Consider the following 25,008-nt stretch of genomic DNA (forward strand, 5'->3'; position numbering starts at 1 on the left):
AAAGGGGCAGACATGAGATCGATCGCAGGAATCACCGTTGGCCAGTCGCCCCGGATCGATATGACAGACGACATCCGTAGCAAACTCGCCCCCGGTCTCGAGCTCATCGAATACGGCACACTCGATGACATGACCCTCGAAGAGGTCGAACGCGAACTCAAACCGCTGCCCGGCGACGAGGTGCTCGTGTCGCGCATGCGCGACGGGCGCCAGGCCACCTTCTCAGGCACCCGAATTGTTCCGCTGGTACAGAAGCGCATCGACGAAGCCGAGGCAGCAGGCGCCGATGCGATCATCCTGCTCTGCACCGGCGGCTTCCCAGAGCTACGCCACAAGGTCCCTCTCATCATCCCGCAGCCCTTGTTCTACAGCGTCGCGCACGCCCTTGCCGGCGGGCGAACCATCGCTGTTATGGTCCCTGATAAAGCCCAGGTGGAGCAAGCGCGCGCATGGTGGGGCGACGCGGGCCTTTCCATTCAGGTAGTTCAGGCTTCTCCCTACGGCGACCTCGACGCAATCGCGCACGCGGCGCGCTCCCTGCGCGGCAGCAATTGCGCGTTCCTCTGCCTCGATTGCATGGGATTCTCCGTGTCGATGCGCGATATAGCGCGGCGCGAATCCGGTCTCGACGTGCTGCTCCCACGCACGCTGGTCGCTAGCACCGTTTCCGAGCTGCTTGGCTAGCCGCTGCGCCCATCAATAGGGCGCGCGGCGACTTGGGCATCCGCTATTTGAATCCCTTTCGAATGGCCCCAGAGCAAATAATTTCAGAAGTGAGTGCCTAATTCGAGAATCCCCGAGTAGCCACCTTATTGCCGAAGAAATTATCTGCGGTTTTCCTGTCCAAAAACATGGTCTACTTCGGGAGTCGGCATTTTCGCACTCACTTCTGGAAAAGTATTTGAGTACTTCGCGTAACCCACGCCTTCCCGTGAAGCAAGCGCCACTTGTTCCACCAATCCAACCGTGAGAAACAGGTGTCGCTCCTCATCGCACCTCCCCGCACAAATCTTCCCAATCAATAAACAGCTCTCTTCTCAGCTGTCTCTCATGCTCGAGCAGGGCAGCCGACTTCTCTTGATACCTCGCGTGAAGCTTGTCAGCGGTTAGGCGGCGCACCTGCTCGAATCTATATTGATCTGCCAGCTGCTCATAGGTGAGAAGCGCCGTATCTATGCCCATGAGCTGCAGGCCCAGCAGCCGGTTGGCATCGGCGCCCGTCAAACCGTATGGACCATGCACTGCTCGCCCTTGGCACTCATAGGCAAAATCCTTATGCCTATCATCTGCGGGAAACAATATGTCGACGATACCGTGGTCCTGCCCCGTAACCGCCCGTGCCGCCCGGCTAAACCGAACCTTGGAATTGAGTTCCACCGGGCCGAACCCCTCGCCTCCAAGCAAACGGCTGCCGCACAGCCGGATCACAGCCCTCGCCTCAAGGGGAGACGCCACGACCCCCTTCACTTCCTTAAGCGCGCGCTCGAAAGTCTTGTGCCCCCTTCTGCCTCTGGTTTTCTCGCACATATCCCAAAGCTCCTCTATGGTTACCAGAGGAGGACGCATCCATAAGGTGCTTTGACCGGACCGGCCCGGGGCAAGCCTCCACGAGGCATCCGACAGCGCGCCCGCATGCTCGAGGTATTCCATATGCTTCGGATCAGCCGCAAACACGGTGAAGCGTCCCGTAAGCTCATACATCGCCATCACGAGCTGGATTATGCTTACACGCTGGGCTAATAAGAAGAGCGTGAAAGCCGGAGAGGCGACCTTGAGATAAGCGTCGATATCCCAAACGCTCCCAACAGGAAGCTCACCGGTCCATAGCGTTCTATGAATGCCTTTGGAAGCGTGCCTAGCCCGCCTTTCGAACACCAGTATTTCCAGTGGCGTCGTCAGGTAATGGAAATACGACTGCCTGCGCGCGAGCATGCGAGGACCCAGTGCGCTCGTAACATCGAGTTCCTCATTGACGAGCATCGCAACCTGCGGTGGAATGCGATGGAATTGAAAGGCCGTTCTCCCGGCAAGCACCATGTCCACGGGCGATGCTCCTTGATTGGCACATTGGAAATATGTCTACCAATATCAGAGCGACCTTACCGAATCGTCAGCAGGAGTCTCCCCCATCAAACATCAACCCAACCGCGTTCGTCCCTTCATCTCACCAGTGCAGATAGAGGCACCCAAATCGAAGAAGCGGGTACGCAGGACGCATCAAAATCTGCTGGCAAGCACTAAAAAACATCACGGAACCGCGGCGCATCGGCTGCATCGAAGCACATGCGATAAGAACCTAACGCCCCAGCTCCTCGGCGATGTAGCGACCGGTAATGCTTTGCGGGCACGCGGCGACCTCCTCGGGAGCGCCAGCGCACACGATGCGCCCGCCGTCCTCTCCCCCGCCGGGACCCAGGTCGATCGCGTAGTCGGCGTTCGCGATCATATCCAGATCGTGCTCGATCACCACCACCGTGGCACCGTTGTCGATAAGCCGCTGCAGCACACCGAGGAGCACCTCCACGTCAAGCGGATGCAAGCCAATCGCAGGCTCGTCAAATACGAAAAGCGCGTCTTCCTGGCTGCGCGTGAGCTCGCTTGCCAGCTTGAGGCGCTGCGCCTCGCCGCCGGAAAGCGCCGGGGTGGCCTCGCCGAGCGTAAGGTACCCAAGCCCCAAGTCGGAAAGCACCGCAAGCTTGGCCTTGGCCGAACGCAGGCCGGTCTCGGCAAGCGCATCACGCGCCTGGTCAACGGTATAGGAGAGAAGCTCCGGCAGGCTGATGTCGCCCGCCAAGCGAACCTCGGCCGCCGCACCGCTATAGCGCGAGCCCCCGCAATCCGGGCACGGGATGTCAACGTCCGGGAGAAACTGCACGTCGAGCGAAATCTGCCCTGTGCCGTCGCAGGTCGGGCACCGCAAGCTCCCCGTGTTATACGAGAACGCGCCCGCCTTGAGGCCACGCTCCTTGGCCTCGGGCAGCTTGGCGTAGGCGCGGCGAAGGTCGTCGAGCACGCCGGAGTAGGTCGCCACCGTAGAGCGCACGTTAGCCCCAATGGGCGTGGCATCGATGAGGTTGGCGCGGCGCAGCCCCTCGGCCTCCACGGCACGCACATGCGCTGGTAGCTGCTCGCCCGCGATGGCTGCGCGCAACCCCGGAATAAGGCTCTCCAGCACAAGCGTCGTCTTGCCGCTGCCCGAGACCCCTGTGACCGCGGTGAGCCGTCCTCGCGGAATCTCGACCGCAAGCGGCCTCACCGTGTGAATCGCCCCCGTCTCGAGCCGCACCGCGCCATGGACGAACATATCGCTAGCCGCCGCGCGCTCACGCACGCGCACGCTCCTTGCACCCGAGAGGAACGGCCCGATGCGCGTGGCCGGCGAGGACTCGACCTCCTCCACCGCGCCCTGGGCAATGATGCTGCCTCCATCCGCACCTGAACCGGGGCCAATCTCGATCAGATGGTCGGCGTGGCGGAGCACCCGCACGTCGTGGTCCACGAGCACCACGGAGTTACCGTCGTCCAAGAGATCGTCCACCACGCCGAGCAGGCCCTCGACGTTGGAAGGGTGCAGGCCGATGGACGGCTCGTCAAGCACGTAGAGCACGCCGTTCGTACGGTTGCGCACGGCACGGGCAAGCTGCACGCGCTGACGCTCGCCCGTAGAAAGCGTGGAGCTCGCGCGGTCGAGGCTCAGATAGCCGAGCCCCAGCTGCTGCAGGCGGCAGATGGGCTCCGCCATCTCGGCCACGATGACCTGGGCCATGGGCCGGAGCTCCTCCGGCATGAGCGCGGGCACGCCAGGCGCCCATGCCGCGAGCTCATCGAGCGTCATGCGTGTGGCGTCGCCGAGCGTCATGCCATCGATCACCGGCCCGCGCGCAGCCGCAGAAAGGCGCGTGCCGCCGCAATCGGGACACACCTCCTCGCGCAGGAACTTGGCCACGCGCGCGAGCCCCTTTTCGTCCTTGGCCTTGGCGAGCGCGTTCTCCACCGTGTAGACAGCATTGAAGTAGGTGAAGTCCAGCTCCGCGAAGTTGTCACCCTTCTTGGCGTGGTAGAGGATGTGCTTCTTCTCCGCCGGGCCATGGAAGACGATGTCGCGCTCTTGGGGCGTGAGCTCGCAAAACGGCACGTCCGTGCGCACGCCCATCTCCCGCGCGACCTGCTTCATGAGGTCCCACATGAGGGTGTTCCACGGAGCCACAGCCCCTTCGTCGATGGAGAGGGACTCATCCGGCACGAGCGAAGCCTCGTCCACCGTGCGCACGATGCCCGTTCCGCCGCAGGTGGGGCATGCGCCCGCGCTGTTGAAGGCAAGGTCCTCCGCACCGGGGCCGAAGAACTCCCGGCCGCATGACGGGCACGTGATGGGCTGCATGAGCGCCACGGCCATGGACGGCGCGGCATGCGCGCCGCAATGCGGGCAGCGGTGGCTACCCAAGCGCGAGAACACAAGACGCAGGTAGTTGAGAAGCTCGGTTGAGGTTCCGAAGGTTGAGTGCACGCCGGGAATGCCCGGGCGCTGGCGCAGTGCGAGCGCTGCCGGCACATGGCGCACTTCGTCTACCGTGGCGCGCGCGGACTGGCTGATGCGCCGGCGCGTGTAGGTGGAGAGCGCGTCCAAATAACGGCGACTTCCCTCGGCATAGAGCGTGCCCAGCGCGAGCGAGCTCTTGCCCGAGCCCGAAACGCCCGCGATGCCCACGAGCTCGCCAAGCGGAATGTCGACATCGATGTTCTTCAGGTTGTGCACCCGTGCGCCGCGCACGTGGATATGTGTCGGCTGTGGGCGCCGTTCGCGCTGCGCCATATTTCCCCTATCGAACCTCGAACATGGATAACAACGGATTTTGGACCGAACGTAGCCATGCGCCAGCGATATGCGGCGCAAACCGCACCCCGCTACACCTCGCTCGCCCAGCTGCCAGGACCCTCGGCCATGGCGATCACGCCCCGCACGCCCTGCTCGACCATGCTGTTCACATTGGTATCGGTATAGAACGCCATGTGCGGCGTGAGCACCACGTTGGGGAATTGCCGCAGGTACGCCATATCGCGGTTGCGAATGATATCGTTCACGCGGCTTTCGTGGTAGATGCCCCCCTCGTCTGCGAACACATCCATGGCGAGCGCACCGATCTTCTCGAACTCGATGGCACTCGTAACAGCCGCCACATCGATGAGCTCACCGCGACTCACGTTGACCAGCACCACGCCATCGCGCATCTGGTTGATGGCCTCGGCGTCGACCATGCCGCGGTTCTCCTCCGTAAGCGGAACATGCAGTGTCACAACATCCGAGCGCCGGTAGAGCTCCTCGAGCGGCACGTACTCGATCCCTGCCGCGCGCGCCGCGTCGCTCGGATAGGGATCGTAGCCGAGTACCTTGGAGCCGAAACCGCCCAAGATGCGCGCGACCTGCTGGCCGATACGGCCCGTGCCCACGATTCCCACGGTAAGGCGGCCGAGTTCGCGCCCTTCGAGCCCGCCGAGCGAGTAGTCGTTCACCTGCTGGCGCCAGAGCGTCGGCTTGTAGCGGCGCAGCACGATAAGCATGAGCATCACAGCGAACTCCGCCACGCCCTCGGGCGGGTAGCCGGTGTTGCATACGCGCAGCCCGAGCTCGTGTGCATGCGCCACGTCGATATGGTCAACGCCCACGGTGCGCGTGGCGAGGTACTTCACCCCGAGCTCCGCAAGCCGGTCGAGCACCTCGGCCGTCATAGCGCTCCTGCCCGAGATAACCACCGCATCGAAGCCCTGAGCGCTCGCCACGTTCTCGATCCCGAGCTCGTCGGGAACGGCATCGATCGTGATGTCGGACGGGGCCGCGCACGTCTGCAGAGCAGCGCCCCGCTTCGGAGCGTCGCTCGCCTGCGGGGCCGCGCCTGGTTTCGCAGCGTCGCCTACCCGCGAGGCCGCACCCGTGCCAACCGGCTCGTCGCCCGCCACCTGGGTGCCGCCTGCCACTTGGGCGTCGCCCGCCATCCGAGCGTCGCCCCCAACTCGAGCGTCGCCAGCCCCGATTCGAGCCATGACCTCGGCCAACGCCGGCTTCTCGTCTTCCCGCAGCTCGTAGAGTTTAATGTTCATGCTCGTCACTACCCGTCACATCAATCGCCCTGGCTGCTCCTGTCAAGCTGGATTCTAACATTGCCGCCAAGATCCAGCCCGACCGCAACCCGAACGGATAGCGCCGCCCGCCGCCCGTCTCGTGCCCGATCTGCTGCGCAAAGTCCACCGTGCCCGCAGCCCGCTGCCCCCGATACCGCCCATCGGCCAAGACTGGAACACGGCGCTTCGGGTACCATGGGAGAAGGACCATCGCAGCGAGAACCGGAGCATCATGGACGGCGTTCTTTCCAGCATTCAGGCAATCGTCACCCACCCGCTTTTCCAACAAGTCGCATGGGCGGTCATCATCGTGATAGCGACACGGGTGGTCGAAAAGCTTACTGTCAAGGCGGCAATGCGCATGCTGCACCACGATAGCAACCCGCTGCCCAGCTCGAGCATCATCATTAACATCGTGCGCGCCATCATTTGGATCGTCAGCGCGAGCATCGTGCTCGACAGCTGCTTCGGCGTCAACACGAGCTCGGTAATCGCCGCCCTCGGCGTCGGCGGCATCGCCGTCTCGCTCGGCTTCCAAGACACGCTCTCCAACCTCATTGGCGGACTCCAGGTTACGTTCATGGGCATCGTGAAGCCCGGCGACAACATCGAGGTGAGCAGCGAGCGCGGCGTGGTGCAGGACGTTACATGGCGCCACACCACCATCAAGGACAGCCTGGGCCAGACGGTGATCATCCCCAACTCGATCATCTCCACGACGGCGCTCGTGCACCTTCTGCCTGCAAGCCGGGTAACGGTGCCCTTCAGCGTGCCGCGCACCTATCCCACGCTGCGCGAACTCGAGGCGCGTCGCGGGGATGCCAGCGCCGCCGGGAACGACGAGGCTACCACCGCGCGCGACCGCGCGCGTGCGGGCAAACCCGTCGACCTCGACGAGCTCTCCGCCCAGATCATTGCCGAGGCGCGCCGCGCAGCAGAAAGCGCGTCGGCCGTGACCGACGGGCCCAGCGTGTTTTTCTCCGAGGTTGGCGAGCTGGGCATCAAGGGCAGCGTCGTGTTGACGGTGGCCGACGCGAGCAAAACCTCCGCCGCCAAGGATGCCGTTGTGCGCGCCATTGCGGCAATGCTGGGATAATATGCAGAATCGCATTGGTTTTATTCATTGTTCGCATGGTCTACTTTATGGCCCCGGGATAAACTGCCCAAAAGTTGAAAAATCTCCAAACTCATCGAGCTGCGGAAACACTGCGTTTTAGCAGGTAGACTGCCTGCCTGGTAAAGATGAGTTTTTCAGTTTTTGGGCAGTCGCTAAAGTAGACCGCCTCAAATCATACAAAACCAAGTACGCGCCCCCCGGGGAAACCGCCGAAAAGCCCGCTGGACGCCGGTTATGCGCCCTTCCCGGCCAGCCGCCGCACGCCGGGTCACTCGTCCTTCCCTGCCAGCCGCAGCACGCCGGGCCACTCGTCCTTCCCCGCCAGCCGCCGCAAAAACGCCGCGCGCTCCTCTTCCGTGGAGACATCCATGCTACCGAAGTTCTCCCAGGTACCGCTCGAGATACCGAGCTGCCACAGCGTGCCTTCGATGAACATGCGCTGGATGGCGTCACCGGTTTGCTCGCGCAGGAACTCGGTGGGGTTCGAAGACGCGGTGTAGACCTCTGCCGATGTGATGTAGGTGAGCGTGCCTTTGAGGCCCGCGCCCGTGGGCTCCCACGAGAAGCCCTGCAGCAGCACCTTGTCGAGCCAGCCCTTAAGCATGGCGGGCATGTCGTTCCACCAGATGGGGAAGATGAACACGAGGCGGTCGGAGCCGGCGACGAGCCCCTGGTAGCGCGTCACGAGCGGATCGAGCGCCGTGCCCTCGCCGTAGACCGCGAGCTCGTCGCGCGAGAGGACGGGGTCGAAGCCGTCTGCATGCAGGTCGATGACCTGGTACGGAGTGCCCTCGCGGTCGTAGCGTTCGCAGAGGGCATCGAGCATCGCGTGGCAGAAGCTCTGCTCGTAGGGGTGGCAGTAGACGATGAGGGTGCTCATGGGGGTTCCTTTCGGAGGCGCGAGATGGATGACGGCGGCAGAAGCGACAGTCTGGCTGGGCATGGGCACCGCGGAGGGCGCGGGCCGGCGGGTGGAGGGAGCGGCTTCGCTCTGGGGATGCGGGCGCATCGGGCCGTTTGTGCCGCAGCCTCCCTAGAACGCAGCAGCGAAGGGCACCGCTACTCCCAGGTCTTCCAGGTATCGGGTTCGTAGCCCACTGTGGCCTGCTTGCCGTTACGGACGATGGGCTCGCGCAGAATCTGCTGGTTTTCCAGCAGCTTGTCGAACTTCTGGCTCTCGGCGAGGTAGGTGATGAGCGCGACCGTGTCCTGGTCCTTGGCTTTGGGGTCGATGAGCGCGTCGAGACCGCCCACCGCGCGCATCACGCTCTGCAGCTCGCCCTTGCTCATCTCCTTCTCGCGCAGGTCGATGAACTGGAACTTGATGCGCCGCTCCTTGAAGTAGCGCTGCGCCTTCTTGGTGTCGAAGCTCTTCTTGGTTCCGAAGATCTGGATGTTCATGCAAGCCACCTCTTTTTCATTCGCCTGCTCAAAAGAAGTTGTCTAACCACGGTACAGGCTACCATGGATCAGAAAAGCTTTGCTCATATTTATACTCTCCGAACAGCGACGATTTACTCCAGGCTATTGTTCTTGCTCCTGCTCTTTGCCTTAGCTATCATAATTATGATAGCTAAGGCATCTGTACTTTGAGGAGCTGTCATGCAAAGCATTCGCCCCATATCCGACCTTCGCAACAAGTTTGCCGAGATTTCGCGGGATGTGCACGATAGCGGCGAGCCTATATTCCTCACAAAAAACGGCGTCGGCGACATGGTGGTCATGAGCATGGAGACGTACGAGGCGTTGGAATTTGATAGCCGCGTATACGCAAAACTGCAGGAGGCAGAGCGCAAAGCCGAAACGACGGGCACGCGATACTCTTCAGATGAGGTGCTGGAGTCGATTCGAAACGTCATTTCAAGGGCCGCCGAGCAAACCTATGCCGCCAGCCATGTATAGCGTTTCATATCTTCCTACCGCTCGGCAGGACCTCGAAGATATCGCACGGTACATTACCCTTGCCCTTGATAATCCTGAAGCGGCAACTCGCACCATTGAAGGGATCATCGCTGCTGCGGAAAGCCTGACCAGCATGCCGTACCGTCGCTCCGTATACGTACCGGTTCGACCGCTTGCCCATGAGTATCGAACCATACGCTCAGGCCACTACGTCGCATTCTATTGGGTCGAGGAAGATACCCAGCGCGTCACTATTGCCCGCGTGTTGTTTGCAAGAGCCAACGTGAGCGAACGGCTAGCAATTGCCGAACAAGAGCTTTAGCGGCAAAGCAATCCGAGATAATCCATTTGGAGCATTTTTCTACCACGTATGCATCGCGACGGTATGCGGACATCGCTACAGGCGTCTACCACCTACCGGGCGTCGCGATGCGTGAAACGCTGATACGCTCAGCGAACGCGCCGCTGGGAGATGATTCCCAAAACAACAACGAACTCATCACCCGCATCGTCGGCAGCGGGATGTCGCTCATACAGGGCATCAAAGCCAAAAACAGCTATCTTCAGGCAGGATGTGCCATACGAGCGGATGAGCTGGGGCTCAACAAGAGAAGTGCCCACGCCCGGCACGCTCTGCACTAATTCGAGCTTGCGCCACACCTCTGCCTCAACTCGCTCATCGAGTTGGGCCAGATCATCGAGAAACGGAGCGGTGAACAGCAGCTTAGCCACGAGGAACCCGCCGCTTTGCCACTGCCTGTCGAGCGGCATCGATGCCCTCGATATAGTCCCCCGCTTCGAACGCACGCCGCCCCGCATCAATCGCCGCCTCAGCGCGCTGCACGTATAGAGCACGTTCGACCGCATCGTCTATCTGCTGCTGAAAGACTTCCTCAGAACAAAACACATAGGCGCCTTTGCCGTTCTCGGTAATGCGTACGAGACGCTCTTGAGCAGCACGCTTCACCTCACGGGGATGATCGCGCAGCGCCGTTGCCGAATAGATTGCATCCATGGCCACCTCCTTGGTCTCAGACTATATTGTAGCTAATAACGTACATAATTATGTACAGAACAGGGGGCATCGTTGTCGCGTGTTCCCACGTTGATGCTCGCAACATCAGCCGAAGCAGCATCCATCCTACTCCGTCAATGCGCGACCAGACTCCGCGTCCAACGTTGCGACAAACTCTGGATTGAGCTCCAAGACGCCATCGGTGGCAAACTCGCCCTTCAAGTTCTGAGTGAACACATCCGCGAGCCGCTCGCCCATTGGCTTAAAGGTGACGAACGTCAACGCACCGGAAACAACACCGCCAATGACGGGAACGGCCTTGGTGATGGTCTTTTCGACCGTTTTCTTCGTGATCTTCTGACCAACCAGCGAGCCGACCTTTTTGAACAGCGGGTACCACGCCGTCTTGGTAAGCGCTTTTGCCGCCACGCGCTTACCAACCTGTTCGCCCACCTTAACCGATGTGGTTGAAATGAGCTTCGCCGCACCACCCGCTCCGAACATGGCGCCAAGATATGCAACCACACGATACTTGGCCTCAAGCGGCATATCGGAGGTTCCGTCGATAAACAGCGCGTCTTCGCCAAAGAGATAGGCAAGTTTCTGGGCAAGATTCATAGCGAAGCCGAAGTATTGCACCACGTCGGCTCCGCCGGCAGCAACCATAACAACTGGATTTGATGGAAGGCCAGAGACGAAAGAGGTGGCAGCGGACTTGGTCGTGTTTTCCATAATCACTTTGTCTGCCTCTTTGCGTAACGCGTCGGCGGAATACACTACCTGCGGTCCGTCAGCAAGTATCTGCTCAAGATACGGGGAGTTCGCGAACTGCTTGGTGAGAAAATCGCTGCGATCGACCTTGATAAACTGAATCTTCGATACCACCCCGATCATATCGAGGGCTTTTTCGAACAGCTCATCTTCTGACGCTTGCGATGATTCAGCCTTGGGCACAGGAACCGCAAGCTCCGCGCCATCTGGCGCTGCATCTTCCCGAGTAGAATCGACCGGAGCACCGCACTTGGGACAAAACCGAGCTCCGTGTGCCAACTGATTTCCGCAAGAAGCGCAAAACGCCATAGTAGCCCCCAACTCTGCGTGTGAGACCGAAGGTGCGCTGCATCGACGGCCGCATGCGCTAGTGCACCTGTTCTTCATCATCAAAGTTCCCCGCTCAAGGCGGCTCGACTTAATCCGCAGCCTCTTCCGTCTCTAACGGTGCCTCGCGCCAGACAAATTCAACGGTATATTCGTCTCCGAGCGCAACGTAAAAGAGATTAGACAGCCTGCTTTCCGCTTCAACCTGGGCGTCCTCGAGCAAACCGCCTTCAATTGCGTCCGCCTCGCTCTGTTCAATGCACCAACGCTGAAACTCGTCAACATCATCTACGTGAATTGGATTAAGGACGTTGTTGTTCTCTTCGAGCACCCCGGACTGATCCATATCCGGCTCGTTCGAAATAATGTACGCGGGATCGAGCGTGATGGTAATCTTGGTCCCCTGCGCGTCGATATTCGCCGTCTCCAAGTTCACGCCAGCCTTAATTGTCCCGGTATAGCGATACCAAAAGCTGTTCCCAGTAAACGGAATATCGAATAATCCGAAAAAAGAATTAGCGTCTGAGACTTTATCGACGATGTTGTAATCCTGCGAAACCGATACGAGCTCATTCTGAGAAACGATTCTACCGAATACGACCGACGCCTCGTTATGCGAGTTGTCATCGGGCGGATTGTAATTTGAGAGAAATAGCGTGCCCACGATACCCAGCAACAGGCCGACTAACGCGCCGATAGCACCAGCTTTTGCCAGCTTCATCTTTCCCTTCGATAGATTAAATGCCATGATGCACCCCAATCATGCTTCCCCGATATATGCTCTCTACAGTGAGCCACATCACACTATACCGCACGTATGCTCAGAACATGGATAACGTGCGCGAAAAGAGAAGTTTGGGCTCCCGGATCAGGGCCGTTCGCACCGAGCAAGGCATCTCGCAGCGGCAACTTGCCCTCATGACGGGAATCAGCCGTTCCTATCTCTGGAAGATTGAGACAGGAACGGCCGACATCGGCATCGATATCCTCATTTGCATCGCGCGAGCGCTTGATACGCCGGTGCGCGAACTCGTGGAGTTCTAAGCCACTTGGACCGAACGGCACCGCGCCTCCAGGTCCTTACTCCTCGTCATTCTTTTTCACGTTGACGACCGGATCCCGGAAGATTTCATCGAGAATGAATTCATCGTCATAGTACGCGCTGTATGCATCGGAGCTCACATCGTAAACATCCGAACGAGCATCGGAAATCGCGTTATAGATGTCCGAGCGCGCATCGGACCAGCTGTCATACTCCTCAGACCTTGCATCCGAAACGACACCATAGTCCTCAGCATCAAGCGCATCAGCAAGAATGCCGTCGTAGAACTGATCATAGGCGTCCTTGAACGCGTCCTCGTAGACGGCATCGTAGTAGTCGCCATAGGCGTCTTCATAAATCGCATCATAGTACGCTTCGATGGCATCGTGAATTGCATCATCGTCACTGGGATCAACCGTGTTAATCACCGATTGGAAGTACACCTTGCTGTTCTCATAGGTGCGCTCTCCAAGCGCCTCCGTCTCGCTCAGCGCAAGCGCGTACCAGTCATTAACGAGCTGCTGGTTGGCAGTATAGTCGTCAAAGCTCTCACCAACCTCATCAAACATCGCCGCCTGCTCGTCATACAACTTCTGAGCGGTATCGTTAAAATCGGCCTGTATATTGGCGAGAACCTCCTCCGGGCTCCCCGCTTCGACCGTGCTCTGCTGAGCGGAGGCCGCGCCAGCAGACGCGTCCTGCCCCGCCGACTGCGATCCCGCCGCAGAGGGCTCAGCACCTCCCCCATTGTTGCAACCCGTAAGGACGATGGCCAAGGCACCCATCGCAGCAATCATCCAGAATCGTTTCATCGTACTCTCCTTACCTCGAATACCATTACGTTTTGCTCCAGCACATCTAGCGAGGCGCCCCCGCCGGCCGAGCGGAAGCGTCTTTCCCCTGACGTTTGCCCTCCTGCCGCTTGAGCATGAACATCCAAACCGACGCAGCTAACACCACAACAAGGCCAACGACGTACACCGCTGGCGCGAGGCCCCAATCGTGCGTACTGCTGGGAAGCACCCCGCGATCACCGAAGTCCCACACCAAAAGGCGTGAGACAGCAAAGGCTGCGATGCCGAAGACCACCGTTGGAACGGGCCTCCCAAATGCAGCGAAAACCAAGGCAACAGCGGCTACGCCCACCGTCGCGTACATGATGACCATATATACCTGCCACGTTCCTCCCATGGAGCCATACACCTGGGCGTACTCCATGAGCGAGATATCGGTCGCACCGGAAACCGTCATCCCCGTTGGCTCATAGAACACAACGTCGGGTGCGAGCGCTGCAGCATCGCGGAACTCGTCCCCCGCCGAAGCCCATGGCAAGAAGAACGCCGCCACCAACATGAGGGCGCCTACGACCATCGCGATACGAGCCACGAGGCGCGCTGCCCCCAACCCCGCGCGCGGCATCTTTGCCTCTCCCATATCCAGCCATCCCTTCTATCTGAGCTGCTTATCCATATCGTTCACGCGGGCTACAGCTGCCTGCGCGAGAAACGCGAACGAGCCCTCGCCAAAAACGAGCTCGATGGGAACGCCGTTTTCCGATTCGTTGAGGAATGCGGCGAGGGCACGGACCGCCAGAGCATCGCGTGCGCTACTGGTGCATTCGCTTGCAAGGACGTCACGTGCGTTGCCGGCGTCTTCGCTTGCAAGGGCGTCGCACGCGTTGCCAGCGTGCCTGCCCGCACTCGCACCCTCGCCCGCAACTGCATGCGCCATCTTCCGGATCAGCCTCTGGGCACCGGCGGTGGCAGGCGCCGCGTCATCGGCAAGAAGGTCGGCAACTGCTCTCGCCCAGCCAGCAACTAGCGGGGCAATCCCGCGCCCGCCCATCTCGGCAGGCGCGCCCTCGCCACGCAACACGCCAAGCACGGCAGCAACCAGCTCGCGCATGCCACGACGCACAAGCACCTCATCCGCCTCCGCCGCCTGTGTCTCAGTCGTCGCAACTTGCACAGCGCGCTCAGCACTCTGCGTTAATGCGACCTCCATCACGGCGTACAGGCGATCATCGGTCGCCGCCGTCGCGGCCACCTCCAAATACTCGAGCGCACTCAGCTTGCTATCGAGCTCAGCCCGGCGCCGATGAAGCACCGTCGCCTTCCGACGCAGCGTGCGCTCAAACGAATCGTCATCTTCCATCAGATCAAACACCGCCGACTCGATCTCTTTGAGCGTGAACCCAGCCTTCATGAGCTGGCGCACTAGGTAGAACGCCAGCAGATCGCCTTCGTCAAAGCGCGAATACCCCGGCTTGGATATCGCCGGCTCCCAGAACCCCAGGCCATCCCTGCTGGTATTGGGGTTGCATAGGTCCTGGATCATGTGGCGCGTGAGGCCCGTCAGGCGCTCAACGTCCGACCGCTTCCACATAGGCACCTCCCTCGCCCTCCATGCTGTACCGCCCGGTAAGCGGGCGGCAAGCATGTGAACACCGAGGCCCGGCGAGCGGCCGAGCAGCCAGGCACGCAGCTCACGCCCCGCGCCCGTAGCTCCAAGCCCTTGCCTTTCTTTCATCGCAACTCCCTTCTGGAGAACCGCAGCACCGCCCTGTGGGCGGGCTCTTCCGGAAGAGCGATTGCAATTTTCGCGAGAAGTCTCGGGGTTTCCTCAGTTGCCAACTGAGTTTTGGAAACGTTCCGGCGAACGGACGGTTATACGGGCGGCACGGTGCTGGCGCGCCGTCCGCGCAGGCGCGCACCCGCTCTGCCCGTTATGGGCACGAAGCGCCCGCGACGGCAGACACCAATCGCAAGCATTCGCCTTGCAGTGAGAATAGGAGTGGAGAGCTCAGCCGCCAAGTTGGTAGACCGGCCCGCCTACCAGGTGTAAGCGTAGACCTCAACCGTTTCGAACTCGGGAACGTCATCGAAGCTGGTTACTCCAAACGGCACCGTGTCGCCCTCCGCAGGCAGCGAGACATATCCCTCGAATCCGAAGACCATAGCACCCTGAGCGTCGCGCCCGATAGCAATAACTTGCACTTGGGAAGCGGTGCTTCCCGCAGAAAGCGATTCCAGGGTCACCTCACCTGTAACGACGACGTCAGAAAACTGGTTCCTTCTTGTCGAAACGTTAGATACGCTCAGCCTACTTGGCTCGCCCGAGGCAGCTTGCACCTCTCCGTCTGCCGGTCGGCTCATAGAAAACTCAACGCTAGCCGGCACCGACGATCCGTCGCCCGCTATGCTCCCCCAATACCTGGTCTCACCTGGATACAGCTCATTGAGTACCTGTTCGCTCGAGAAGAGGACGCTGCCGTCCTCCGCTCTGCCCGTTATGGTCACCGTAGGGAACAGTGCGACCACGTCGTCGCTCGCGTTTTCTATCGCTATCGCATAATGCACGAATCCGTTCGATACGTACCACGTCGATTCGGCAATTCTAAGACCTTCAACAGCCTTTTCGACCAAATCGGTCGATGAGTTGCCTGCATAGGCATCGCCCGTGTCTTCATACCCGCCAGAGCTATTCGCCAACATCGATATCGGCGTATCTTGCTGTGCCCTATGTGGAGTTGACCTATCGGAGACCAGCAGATACATGGCAGTTATCGCGCATGCGATGGCAAGAGCCGTGAGCGCGAGCATGATGACCTTGCGATACAGGGGCGGCCGTTCACCGCTCCGCTTGATAGGCTCCGAATCATGCGGCGCAGGTTGCCTTGCATACGTGGCGTTTTGCTCGTACGCCGGCCAGCCTACCGGAGGAGTGCTCTGACTCGCTGGAGCAGCATCTCCCGCACATGCTGCGGCAAACGCAGTTGCAAGGTCCTTGGCCGTTTGGTAGCGAGCGCTCGGCTCGAAAGCGCAAGCGCGTCCCAGCACCCGGCACACGCCCTCAGGCACCACTCCCGAGCAGCGGAGCTCGCCCTCGAAGGTCTTGTCTGGCAGCACCGCACCCGTCAACAGATACCCTGCAAGCCGGCCGATAGCATAGATATCGGACCTCGCGTCCATCGCCGCGAAGCCGTGCTGCTCTGGCGCGGCGAACCCCCTGGTCCCCCACGCCGCATCATCGCGCTTCGGCTCGTCGAACGCCATCTGCGCGATTCCGAAATCAATAAGATGCGCACCGTCAGCAGCGAGCACCACGTTACGAGGGGCAATATCCGCGTGGATTATCCCGTGCGCATGGAGCTCGGCCGTAGCCTCGCATAGAGACGCAAGGATCGGCGCCACCTCAACCAGCGGAAGATGCCCTCGCTCCCCCATGGCGTCCTCAAGCGTTTTACCCGGTACGTAGTCATATACCACAACATACTCATCGGGCATCTCATACACGGCGTGAACATGCGGAAGATGCGGGCTATCGCATTCGGAAAGCGCGGCCCACACCATGCGGTGCGCCCGATCGGTCGGAATGCGCTTACGCACAAACGGCCCGGTGCCGTCGAGCGACACGAGCTCCGTCACACCGTCGACTCCATGCGCTAGCTGGCGCTCGACCACGTAGACATCGTCGATATTCATCCCATGCAGAACGCGCTTGCCGTCTTGGCTCATGCGGAATCATCCTCTGGGTTTACCAGCGTTTGCTCACCCAGGCGATAGAGCTCGTCATCGCATTGCGCCAGCGTGAGGCCACGTTCGATGCACCAGATAATGACCGCGTCACGTGAGCGTTTGGGCCAAAGCTCTGAAACGCCTGCAAGCCGCAAAATCCGCTGCGTTTCAATGAGACTGCAGCGCAAAGCAAATGCAAGCTTGAGAGCATTGTCGCGACCGGGGAGGCTCTTCCCTTTGAAGATGTCATAAACAAAGGTTTCGTTCACCGCAGATTCGCGTACCACCGCAGCGCGCTTCATACCGCGATCATTTCTCAGCTCATTGAGGTAATCCGACAGCTCTCGATCGATGGTCTCGCCCTGGAGCAGGTAGTCTTCTGGTCTTGCAGCAGCGGAAAGCTGCTTGAGTAAGTCCGCCGTCAGATGTTCCTCGGTCATGCCTCCCCCTCTCACCTTCCGCGCAGCATCACCATGATACCCTTTCTGTAGAAGATGGCTTCTCATGGAGAGCCATGAACGATTTGAAGCCTGCTCATGCCCCTCCGTGTGCAGAAACAGGATATGCGAAAACAGGACAGAGTGTTTCTTGCAAAGTACGAACATCTGTTCTAGTATATAGAACATATGTTTGTGCACACACTTGGGTCGGAGACCCGCGGGTCAACATCCAAAACCGCGGCGGCATGGTCTCCCCATATCAAGTACGTCAGATGATAGCCGCAGTAGAACGGGTGGTGAACGATGGATATCAAGGCAGATGAGTACACCTATCGCGTCTTCTGGTCCGATGAGGATGAGGGCTACGTCGCAACGGTCGCGGAATTCCCCAGTCTCTCCCATATCGCCGACCATCAACAGGACGCCTTGAACGGCTTGGTTGGCCTTGTTGGCGATGTGCTTTCCGATATGGCTGAAGCAGGAGAGCAGCCGCCAATCCCCTTGGGGCGTCGTCGGTTCAGCGGAAAGTTTCCCTTGCGCATGACACCCGAGCAGCACCGACGAGTTGCCATCGAGGCGGCGGAGGCTCATGTATCCATCAACCAGCTGTTAGTGTCGCGAATCTAATATCGGGAGCGCCGGCGAGGCCCTGTTGCTCCAAAACGGCACCAGAAAAAGGGGGCCTCGCCTCTGCGAAAGCCCCCGATGGATGGTGTATATGGGTGCGCGGCGCGGCGTCCGACGGCGCTCGCCCTTAGATCCGCTTGGCCACCTCGTCACCCATGGCGGCGGTGCCGAGGATGCGGTCCACGGGCGTCGCGGCGTCGGCGATGTCGCGCGTGCGCCAGCCCTCGTCGAGCACGGCCGTCACCGCGACGCGCACCGCGTCGGCCGCCTCGCCCATGTTGAAGCTGTAGCGCAGCATCATCTCCACGGAGAGGATCTGCGCGAGCGGGTTGGCGATTCCCTGCCCCGCGATGTCGGGCGCGCTGCCGTGGCTCGGCTCGTAGAGCGCCACGCCGTCGCCCAAACTCGCCGAGGCGAGCATGCCGAGCGAGCCCGTGATCTGCGCGGCCTCGTCGGAGAGGATGTCGCCGAACATGTTCTCCGTCACCACCACGTCGAAATCGGCCGGGCGGCTGATGAGCTGCATGGCCGCATTGTCCACGAGCACGTCCTCGAGCTCCACGTCCGGGTACTCCGCGGCGCCGATTCGGTGAACGATCTCTCGCCACATGCGGCTTGTCTCCAGCACGTTGGCCTTGTCCACGCTCGACACCTTGCCGCGGCGCTTGCGCGCCGCCTCGAACGCCTGCCGCGCGATGCGCTCGATCTCGTACTCGCGGTACTCGAGCGTGTCGTACGCGCGCTGGCCGGGCGCCCCCGCCGTGCCGGCGCCGGGCTCGTCGTAGAAACGCTCGCGCTTACCGAAGTACAGACCGCCCGTGAGCTCGCGCACGATCATCATATCCACGCCGTCGATGACCTCGGGGCGCAGCGTTGATGCATCGGCGAGCGCCGCGAAGATTTGGACCGGACGCAGGTTGGTGTACAGGCCGAGCTCTTTGCGGATGCGCAGCAACCCCTGCTCGGGACGGGGCGCTGCAGGATCGGTCGAATCCCATTTGGGCCCGCCTACCGAAGCCAGCAGCACGGCGTCGGACGCACGAGCGGCAGCGAGCGTCTCCTCGGGCAGCGGGTCGCCGCAGGCATCGATAGCTGCGCCGCCAATGAGCGCGTCCTCGCATTTGAAATCAACGCCGTAACGCTTGCCCACTGCGGCGAGCACCTTCTTACCCTCGGCGATGATCTCCGGACCGATGCCGTCGCCCGGCAAGCAGCAAATCTTGTAGGTCTTCTTCACGTTGCAGCTCCAGCTCTCCGAGCTGGGGCCAGATGCGAACGGATTATCAAGCGGCATATGCCCTCCTTGGCAATCGGATGAGACAGTTGTGCCGGGTTAAACTGTCTCATAACGGCAATGAGACAGTTGTGCCGGGTTAAACTGTCTCGCAAATGAAGCAGGGAACTGAGCGGGTTTCCCATAGCGAGGCCGAGGTACCGCACATTGGCGTGAATGAGGGGGAACACACCCTGCGTACGGCCACCGACGGCCGCGCCAAGCGCGGTGTCTCAGTTCCCGCGAGCGAGCTTCTGGCGCGTGCGCTCCACCAAACCACCGGCCTCGATAATCTCAGCGATGAACGGCGGGAAGGGCTCAGCGGTGAAGGCCGCACCCGTATCGAGGTTCGTGATGGTGCCGGTCTCGGTGTCCACGGCCACGCGCGCGCCGTCGGCGATGGCGTCCACGGCATCCGGGCACTCCAAGATGGCGAGGCCAACGTTAATGGCGTTGCGATAGAAGATGCGCGCGAAGCTCTTGGCGATAACGCAGCTCACGCCCGCCGCTTTGAGCGCCACCGGCGCGTGCTCGCGACTGGAGCCGCAGCCGAAGTTCTCCTCCGCCACCACGATGTCACCGGGCTGCACGCGCTCGGCAAAGGTGGGATCGAGGTCCTCCATCGCATGCGCTGCCAGGTGAGCATGGTCTGAGCTGTTGAGGTAGCGCGCGGGGATGATGACGTCGGTGTCGACATCGCGCCCGTAGCGGAAAACGGTACCTTCATAGTGCATAGAGAAATCCTTTCGCAGGAAGGGATGGACGGGAACGGGAAAAGGAGCAGGCTAGAACGGGGCGTAAGACAAAATGACTCAAAATGACCCCGTCCCAAAATGACTCAATTGACTCACAGGTCGGACGGGGCGCAGATGCGGCCGGCCACGGCGCTCGCAGCGGCGACGGCCGGGCTCGCCAGATACACCTCGGAGGTCGGGTCGCCCATGCGGCCCACGAAGTTGCGGTTCGTCGTGGACACGCAGCGCTCGCCCGCGGCAAGGATGCCCATGTAGCCGCCCAGGCACGGGCCGCACGTAGGCGTGGAGAACACGCAGCCAGCATCAATGAACGCATCCGCCAGGCCCTCTGCCATGCACTGCTTGAAGACCGCCTGCGTCGCGGGGATCACGATGCAGCGCACGCCCTCGGCCACGCGCCGTCCGCGCAGCACCTCGGCGGCGGCGCGCATATCCTCGATTCGCCCGTTCGTGCACGAGCCGATCACCGCCTGGTCGATGGTGATGTGGCCGGACTCGCTCACCGGGTGCGTGTTGCTCGGCAGGTGCGGCCAGCTCACACACGGCTTGATGTCCGCCGCGTCGATGCGCACGACCCGCGCGTACTCGGCGTCCGGGTCGGCGTGGTACTCCACCGGCGGGCGCTGGCAACGGCCCTCGAGCCACGCACGCGCCACATCGTCGACTTCCATGATGCCCGCCTTGCCGCCGGCCTCGATCGCCATATTCGAGATGCACATGCGGCCCTCCATGGAGAGGCTCGCGATGGTGGATCCGGTGAACTCCATGGCCTGATAGAGCGCGCCATCAACCCCGATGAGGCCGATGATGTGCAGAATGATGTCCTTCGCGGTGGCGCCGTCCGTGAGCTCGCCCTCAATCTCAAACTTAATGGTGGGCGGCACCTTGAACCACGCACGGCCCGTGGCGAGGCCCACGCCGGCGTCGGTGGAACCCACGCCCGTGGTGAACGCGCCGAGCGCGCCGTACGTGCAGGTGTGAGAATCCGCACCGATCACGAGGTCGCCGGGCACCACGGTGCCGGTCTCGGGCAGAAGGGCATGCTCGATGCCCGCGCAGCCCTGCTCCCAGTAATGGGTGATCTTCTGCTCGTGGGCGAAGTCACGCATCTTCTTGGTCTGCTCGGCGCTCTTGATGTCCTTGTTGGGCGCGTAGTGGTCAGGCACCAGGCACACGCGGTCGCGGTCGAACACCTCGGTGGCGCCCAGCTCGCGGAACACGTCGATCGCGATGGGCGCGGTGATATCGTTCGCGAGCACGAGGTCCAAATCGCACTCTACGAGCTGGCCGGGGCGAACCTCGTCCAGCCCAGCATGAGCTGCGAGAATCTTCTCTGCTACGGTCATCGGTCGTGGCATTGGATCAATCCTTCCTGCTGATGAAGGGAAATCGGACATGTACGTGACGGTTTCCTCCGGGGAACGCGCATGAGACAGTTGTACCGGGTTAAACTGTCTCAAAATGGGTCAAAACAACCCCGTCCCAAAATGACTCACTGGCGATCGGAGATGAGGCGGTTGAGGGCGTTGATGTAGGCCTTCGTGGAGCTCACGATGATGTCGTTATCGGAGCCGCGCCCGGTGTACACCTGGCCGTCGCCTGCAGTTACGCGCACCGTAACCTCGCCCAGCGCGTCGATGCCGCGCGTCACGGCCTTGATCGCGAACTCGGAAAGGTCGTTCTCCACGCTCACGATCTGGTTCACGGCCTTGTAGACGGCATCCACCGGACCCGTACCGAAGGCAGCCACGGTGTGCTCTTCGCCGCCCTCGTCCACGAGCGTGAGCGTCGCCGTGGGCGTAAGCGGGAAGCCGCAGCTCACCTGCACCGCACCGAGCGTCCAGATGGCCTTGGTCACGCGCTCGCGCTCGTGCACGATGCTCTCCAAGTCCTCGTCGTAGACTTCCTTCTTCTTGTCAGCGACCTCGAGGAACGCCTGGTAGATGCTCTCGAACTCGTCGTCCTCAAAGGTATAGCCGAGCTCTGCCATACGGTGGCGGAGCGCTGCGTGGCCGGAGCGCGCCGAGAGGATGATCTGCGAGCCACCGGCGCCCACATCGGCGGGGTCGATGATCTCGTAGGTGTCGCGCGCCTTGAGTACGCCATCCTGGTGAATGCCCGAGGAGTGCGCGAAGGCGTTGACGCCCACGATGGCCTTGTTGGCCTGCACCGTCATGCCGGTGATGGAGCTCACCAGCTTGCTTGCGCGCGTAAGCTCCTGCGTCACGATATCGGTGTGCGCATCGAGCTCCTGCCCGTGCATGCGGATGACCATGACGACCTCTTCGAGCGCCGTGTTGCCGGCGCGCTCGCCCAAGCCGTTGATGGTGCACTCGACCTGCGTGGCTCCGTTGCGAACGGCCTCGATCGCGAGCGCCGTGGCCATGCCCAGGTCGTTGTGGGTGTGTACGGAGATGGTCACGTCCTCGATGCCGTCCACGCGCTCGCGCAGGTCGGCGATGCGCGCACCGAAGGCCCACGGCATGTTGTAACCGGTCGTGTCGGGGATGTTCACCACGGTGGCACCCGCCTTCACGGCTGCCTCGATGATGCGGCAGAGGAAATCCTGGTCCGCACGGCCGGCGTCCTCGGCATAGAACTCCACGTCGTCCACGAAGTTGCGGGCGAACTTCACGGCATGGATGGCGCGCTCGATGGCCTCGTCTTCGGTCATGCGCAGCTTGTCGCGCAGGTGGCTCGGCGAAACGCCCAGGCCGGTATGGATGCGCGGGCGCTTGGCGGTCTTGAGCGCCTCGGCTGCAACCTCGATGTCTTTGTCGACGGCGCGCGTGAGACCGCATACGGTGCACCTATCGTCCGCGATGCGGCCAATCTCGGCGACGCTCTTGAAGTCGCCGGGGCTGGAGATGGGGAAGCCCGCCTCGATAACATCGACGTTCATGCGGATGAGCTGCCGCGCGATGATGAGCTTTTCCTCGGTGTTCATGCTGGCGCCGGGCGACTGCTCGCCATCACGCAGGGTCGTATCGAAGATGTTGATTTTCCTGGTCATGCTTCCTCCTGCTCTCGCCCGCAGCGGTTGTGCCCGGGCTCGTTGCTTGCGCTTGCAGGAGGTAAAGCGTTTCCATGCGATACACGAGAAGCACCCCGCCGCGTTTCACGTCCTGCAAGACGTCCGATACGCGTGGGGTGCTTCAGATGAGCCATCTAGCGAATAAGCAGACGAAGTACCCTACGCGCAAGCGCCTAGTAGTAGCTCGTCTAGGGATAGCATCAGCGCGGCAGCGGCCACCGGGGCCACCCGTGCGCTGTTGTTCGATGCGAGCATCATGTCCATCCCTTCGCCCGCAGCGCCCGGCGGGCACTGCATTGCGCTAAAGTCTAGCAGAATGCGCACGGCGCGCAAGCCTGCTCTCGGCAAGCGTCCCGTCTGTTAACGCAAGGGCCGGGAATTGCCGAGGCCGCGCCAAATCGGGGTCTGTCCCCATTTGGCGCGGCTGATGGTCGTTGGCTAGTCGTCAATCTCGGCCAAGTCGGTCTGACGGTCGTAGAAGTGGTTGCGTGTCACGTAATCACGCACCTGGTCCCAGCTCTCCTGCGACTCGTACAGCGAGCTGTTGAGCTGCGTGATGGCCCCGCCGCTCGCGTTATCGAAGGCGTGCTCCAGCGTATCGCGATTGAACGAGTAGACATTTGCGTCGTGGGCCGTATCGTCTGCGTCCTGCACGGTGAAGTTAATCGTCTGCAGCTCCGGATACACGCTGAACGCCGCCACCGCGTTGTAGACCAGCGCTCGATCGACGCCATCGCCATCGATGTCGTCCGACACTCCGGCGTAGTAAACGTTGTAGCTCGCGTTGCTCCCCTGTTCCGAGCCCGTGCTCGACACATACATGCTCAGCGGCAAGTGCTCGAAGAACCCTTGGTCGGGCAGGCTGTTTCCCGTATAGCTCTTGAGCGTGTCGATGGAGTGCGCCGCAATGGCGTCGTCCACAGCCTTTGTTGCCTCGTATTCCCGCTGGTCATCGAGGTCGTCATAGGTTTGGTTCGAGGTGCCTCCGCCTCTGATCGAGCTATCTTGGCCGTTCGCGGTCCCCTGGGTCGCATCGGTTGCCACAGAATCGCTCTGCGTGATGCTCTGTGCGGTCGAAGACGGCTCGCCCACATCGGCCTCGTCTATAAGACCGAACACGGCAGTGCCCACAATGGCCAGCAAAATGAATGCTGCCAACACACCGCCCACGACAAACGGCCATATCTTGCGCGGCGCGCGGGTCTTGGACGTAGTCTGGGCGGCCGCCGTGGCCTGGCCCTCGGTGCCCACGCCATCGGGCGGCACCGGCACTCCCTCGGGGTGCGGCATCTGCGCGGTCTCGGCAGCGGAGCCCATTCCGTCTGCACCGGGCACAGCCTGCGTAGCGCCTGCATTCCAGCTCGCAGCCCCACGCACTCCCGCCTCGGCGGATGCAGCCTCCTCCGCACTCGAGCCCTCGGCCTCTCCAGACTCCTTGAACACGTCCTCGATGCTCGTGAAGCTCGCCTTTGTCTTCTCCAGCGCCTCGGCCTCAGACATGCCGCCCGCGACGTAATCCTCGTACCGCGCGACGAGGTTACCGTAGATCTCTTCCTTCAGCTCAATACTTTCCTGCGTGAGCACCCGTCCTTCAAAGAGGTGCTCGACGTACATACGCAGCTCGTTCATCGGTCTCCCCCGTCCTGTTTGAGCAGTCTGTCAATAATTCTGCGAACGCGTACCCAGCGCTCGGTCGCTTCGGCCAACTCGCCGATACCCGCATCTGTGATGCGATAGTACTTGCGCCGAGCTCCCTGCGTCTCGTTGCCCCAGTAGCTCTCCACATTGCCCTGACCTTCAAGGCGTTTGAGGCAGGTGTAGAGCGAGGGCTCCTTCATCTCGTACTCACCGTGGCTGGCGATGGCGATATCCTTGAGGATCTCGTAGCCGTAGCTATCGCCGTCCTTGAGTGTGCACAAGATGATGGCATCGATGTTTCCCCTGATGAGGTCGCTCACCGCATCTCGTGTTGCCATACCGTCACCTCCTGGCGTTTTCGATGCGGGGGCGTATTCCCCCGCTCTTACTCTGAGGTAACTGTAACACAGAGTACTATGTGTGTCGATATACT

Annotated in this window: 26 protein-coding genes and 1 pseudogene; 6 read left to right on the forward strand and 21 right to left on the reverse strand. The window is 61.2% G+C overall.

Annotated elements, in window-relative coordinates; all coding sequences use genetic code 11:
• The first annotated feature begins 12 nt into the window (after nucleotides 1-12).
• The gene (locus GJE22_RS09670; protein WP_144688883.1) at nucleotides 13-684 is read left to right on the forward strand and encodes an AroM family protein; all 672 of its coding nucleotides are present in this window, start codon (nucleotides 13-15) and stop codon (nucleotides 682-684) included.
• 303 nt (nucleotides 685-987) lie between these two features.
• On the opposite strand, the gene GJE22_RS09675 is transcribed toward GJE22_RS09670, so the two are convergent.
• From GJE22_RS09675 to GJE22_RS09685, 3 genes are all read right to left on the reverse strand, one after another.
• Entirely contained in the window at nucleotides 988-2,043 is a 1,056-nt protein-coding gene (locus tag GJE22_RS09675; protein ID WP_144688884.1) for a hypothetical protein, read from the reverse strand.
• A 253-nt stretch (nucleotides 2,044-2,296) separates the two neighbouring features.
• Nucleotides 2,297-4,813: an excinuclease ABC subunit UvrA gene (locus tag GJE22_RS09680; RefSeq protein WP_144688885.1), complete on the reverse strand. Its 2,517-nt coding sequence runs from the start codon at nucleotides 4,811-4,813 to the stop codon at nucleotides 2,297-2,299.
• 92 nt (nucleotides 4,814-4,905) lie between these two features.
• Nucleotides 4,906-6,096 (reverse strand): NAD(P)-dependent oxidoreductase, encoded by a 1,191-nt coding sequence (locus tag GJE22_RS09685; RefSeq protein WP_235895873.1) that lies wholly within the window; start codon nucleotides 6,094-6,096, stop codon nucleotides 4,906-4,908.
• Nucleotides 6,097-6,349: 253 nt separating this feature from the next.
• Here GJE22_RS09685 and GJE22_RS09690 point away from each other — a divergent pair, with 253 nt between their 5' ends.
• Complete coding sequence (locus GJE22_RS09690; RefSeq protein WP_144688886.1) at nucleotides 6,350-7,213, forward strand: mechanosensitive ion channel family protein; 864 nt, start codon at nucleotides 6,350-6,352, stop codon at nucleotides 7,211-7,213.
• A 289-nt stretch (nucleotides 7,214-7,502) separates the two neighbouring features.
• On the opposite strand, the gene GJE22_RS09695 is transcribed toward GJE22_RS09690, so the two are convergent.
• Nucleotides 7,503-8,114 carry an NAD(P)H-dependent oxidoreductase gene (locus GJE22_RS09695; protein WP_144688887.1) on the reverse strand — a complete coding sequence of 204 codons (612 nt, stop codon included), beginning with the start codon at nucleotides 8,112-8,114 and terminating at the stop codon, nucleotides 7,503-7,505.
• Between the two features lie 179 nt (nucleotides 8,115-8,293).
• On the reverse strand, nucleotides 8,294-8,635 hold the full coding sequence (locus GJE22_RS09700) for an arsenate reductase family protein (RefSeq protein WP_019127836.1): 342 nt from the start codon (nucleotides 8,633-8,635) through the stop codon (nucleotides 8,294-8,296).
• Nucleotides 8,636-8,836: 201 nt separating this feature from the next.
• On the opposite strand from GJE22_RS09700, the gene GJE22_RS09705 reads away from it, so the two are divergent.
• Nucleotides 8,837-9,136: a type II toxin-antitoxin system Phd/YefM family antitoxin gene (locus GJE22_RS09705; protein WP_144688888.1), complete on the forward strand. Its 300-nt coding sequence runs from the start codon at nucleotides 8,837-8,839 to the stop codon at nucleotides 9,134-9,136.
• Nucleotides 9,129-9,458 (forward strand): type II toxin-antitoxin system RelE/ParE family toxin, encoded by a 330-nt coding sequence (locus tag GJE22_RS09710; protein ID WP_186297463.1) that lies wholly within the window; start codon nucleotides 9,129-9,131, stop codon nucleotides 9,456-9,458. The genes GJE22_RS09705 and GJE22_RS09710 overlap by 8 nt, the downstream gene beginning before the upstream one ends.
• A 128-nt stretch (nucleotides 9,459-9,586) precedes the next feature.
• On the opposite strand, the gene GJE22_RS09715 is transcribed toward GJE22_RS09710, so the two are convergent.
• The 5 genes and pseudogenes from GJE22_RS09715 to GJE22_RS09730 form a co-directional block, all read right to left on the reverse strand.
• Nucleotides 9,587-9,868 carry a hypothetical protein gene (locus GJE22_RS09715; protein ID WP_144688890.1) on the reverse strand — a complete coding sequence of 94 codons (282 nt, stop codon included), beginning with the start codon at nucleotides 9,866-9,868 and terminating at the stop codon, nucleotides 9,587-9,589.
• Nucleotides 9,861-10,151, reverse strand: coding sequence for a hypothetical protein (locus tag GJE22_RS09720; protein ID WP_144688891.1), 291 nt, complete (start codon nucleotides 10,149-10,151; stop codon nucleotides 9,861-9,863). The genes GJE22_RS09715 and GJE22_RS09720 overlap by 8 nt, the downstream gene beginning before the upstream one ends.
• Nucleotides 10,152-10,277: 126 nt before the next feature.
• Nucleotides 10,278-11,105 (reverse strand): hypothetical protein, encoded by an 828-nt coding sequence (locus GJE22_RS09725; protein ID WP_235895874.1) that lies wholly within the window; start codon nucleotides 11,103-11,105, stop codon nucleotides 10,278-10,280.
• Between the two features lie 57 nt (nucleotides 11,106-11,162).
• Nucleotides 11,163-11,312 (reverse strand): annotated as a pseudogene (locus GJE22_RS10335) (zinc-ribbon domain-containing protein); the annotation flags it as partial.
• A 28-nt stretch (nucleotides 11,313-11,340) separates the two neighbouring features.
• Complete coding sequence (locus GJE22_RS09730; RefSeq protein WP_144688893.1) at nucleotides 11,341-11,997, reverse strand: DUF4230 domain-containing protein; 657 nt, start codon at nucleotides 11,995-11,997, stop codon at nucleotides 11,341-11,343.
• 14 nt (nucleotides 11,998-12,011) lie between these two features.
• Here GJE22_RS09730 and GJE22_RS09735 point away from each other — a divergent pair, with 14 nt between their 5' ends.
• The gene (locus GJE22_RS09735; protein ID WP_235895875.1) at nucleotides 12,012-12,293 is read left to right on the forward strand and encodes a helix-turn-helix domain-containing protein; all 282 of its coding nucleotides are present in this window, start codon (nucleotides 12,012-12,014) and stop codon (nucleotides 12,291-12,293) included.
• A gap of 36 nt (nucleotides 12,294-12,329) precedes the next feature.
• Here the strand turns inward: GJE22_RS09735 and GJE22_RS09740 are convergent, their stop codons facing one another.
• From GJE22_RS09740 to GJE22_RS09760, 5 genes are all read right to left on the reverse strand, one after another.
• A complete protein-coding gene (locus GJE22_RS09740; RefSeq protein ID WP_144688894.1) occupies nucleotides 12,330-13,103 on the reverse strand; it encodes a hypothetical protein in 774 nt (257 codons plus the stop codon).
• A gap of 46 nt (nucleotides 13,104-13,149) precedes the next feature.
• Nucleotides 13,150-13,725 carry a hypothetical protein gene (locus tag GJE22_RS09745; RefSeq protein WP_144688895.1) on the reverse strand — a complete coding sequence of 192 codons (576 nt, stop codon included), beginning with the start codon at nucleotides 13,723-13,725 and terminating at the stop codon, nucleotides 13,150-13,152.
• A gap of 15 nt (nucleotides 13,726-13,740) precedes the next feature.
• Nucleotides 13,741-14,820, reverse strand: a complete 1,080-nt coding sequence (locus GJE22_RS09750; protein WP_144688896.1) for a helix-turn-helix domain-containing protein — start codon at nucleotides 14,818-14,820, stop codon at nucleotides 13,741-13,743.
• Nucleotides 14,821-15,122: 302 nt separating this feature from the next.
• On the reverse strand, nucleotides 15,123-16,808 hold the full coding sequence (locus GJE22_RS09755; protein ID WP_144688897.1) for a serine/threonine protein kinase: 1,686 nt from the start codon (nucleotides 16,806-16,808) through the stop codon (nucleotides 15,123-15,125).
• The gene (locus GJE22_RS09760; protein WP_144688898.1) at nucleotides 16,805-17,248 is read right to left on the reverse strand and encodes a helix-turn-helix domain-containing protein; all 444 of its coding nucleotides are present in this window, start codon (nucleotides 17,246-17,248) and stop codon (nucleotides 16,805-16,807) included. Before GJE22_RS09760 ends, GJE22_RS09755 begins: the two co-directional genes overlap by 4 nt.
• 303 nt (nucleotides 17,249-17,551) lie before the next feature.
• Between GJE22_RS09760 and GJE22_RS09765 the strand changes: the two genes are divergently transcribed.
• Entirely contained in the window at nucleotides 17,552-17,875 is a 324-nt protein-coding gene (locus tag GJE22_RS09765) for a type II toxin-antitoxin system HicB family antitoxin (protein ID WP_144688899.1), read from the forward strand.
• Nucleotides 17,876-18,002: 127 nt separating this feature from the next.
• On the opposite strand, the gene leuB is transcribed toward GJE22_RS09765, so the two are convergent.
• From leuB to GJE22_RS09795, 6 genes are all read right to left on the reverse strand, one after another.
• Nucleotides 18,003-19,169: a 3-isopropylmalate dehydrogenase gene (leuB, locus tag GJE22_RS09770; protein WP_154324172.1), complete on the reverse strand. Its 1,167-nt coding sequence runs from the start codon at nucleotides 19,167-19,169 to the stop codon at nucleotides 18,003-18,005.
• 212 nt (nucleotides 19,170-19,381) lie between these two features.
• Nucleotides 19,382-19,882, reverse strand: coding sequence for a 3-isopropylmalate dehydratase small subunit (locus tag GJE22_RS09775; protein WP_144688900.1), 501 nt, complete (start codon nucleotides 19,880-19,882; stop codon nucleotides 19,382-19,384).
• A gap of 113 nt (nucleotides 19,883-19,995) precedes the next feature.
• Complete coding sequence (leuC, locus tag GJE22_RS09780; RefSeq protein WP_186297465.1) at nucleotides 19,996-21,261, reverse strand: 3-isopropylmalate dehydratase large subunit; 1,266 nt, start codon at nucleotides 21,259-21,261, stop codon at nucleotides 19,996-19,998.
• Between the two features lie 134 nt (nucleotides 21,262-21,395).
• Nucleotides 21,396-22,916 carry a 2-isopropylmalate synthase gene (locus GJE22_RS09785; protein ID WP_144688901.1) on the reverse strand — a complete coding sequence of 507 codons (1,521 nt, stop codon included), beginning with the start codon at nucleotides 22,914-22,916 and terminating at the stop codon, nucleotides 21,396-21,398.
• A gap of 459 nt (nucleotides 22,917-23,375) precedes the next feature.
• Nucleotides 23,376-24,566, reverse strand: a complete 1,191-nt coding sequence (locus GJE22_RS09790) for a permease prefix domain 1-containing protein (RefSeq protein ID WP_144688902.1) — start codon at nucleotides 24,564-24,566, stop codon at nucleotides 23,376-23,378.
• A complete protein-coding gene (locus tag GJE22_RS09795) occupies nucleotides 24,563-24,913 on the reverse strand; it encodes a PadR family transcriptional regulator (RefSeq protein ID WP_022348972.1) in 351 nt (116 codons plus the stop codon). The genes GJE22_RS09790 and GJE22_RS09795 overlap by 4 nt, the downstream gene beginning before the upstream one ends.
• Between the last annotated feature and the right edge of the window lie 95 nt (nucleotides 24,914-25,008).

This window comes from Enorma shizhengliae, from assembly GCF_009676995.1.
GTDB lineage: Bacteria > Actinomycetota > Coriobacteriia > Coriobacteriales > Coriobacteriaceae > Enorma > Enorma massiliensis.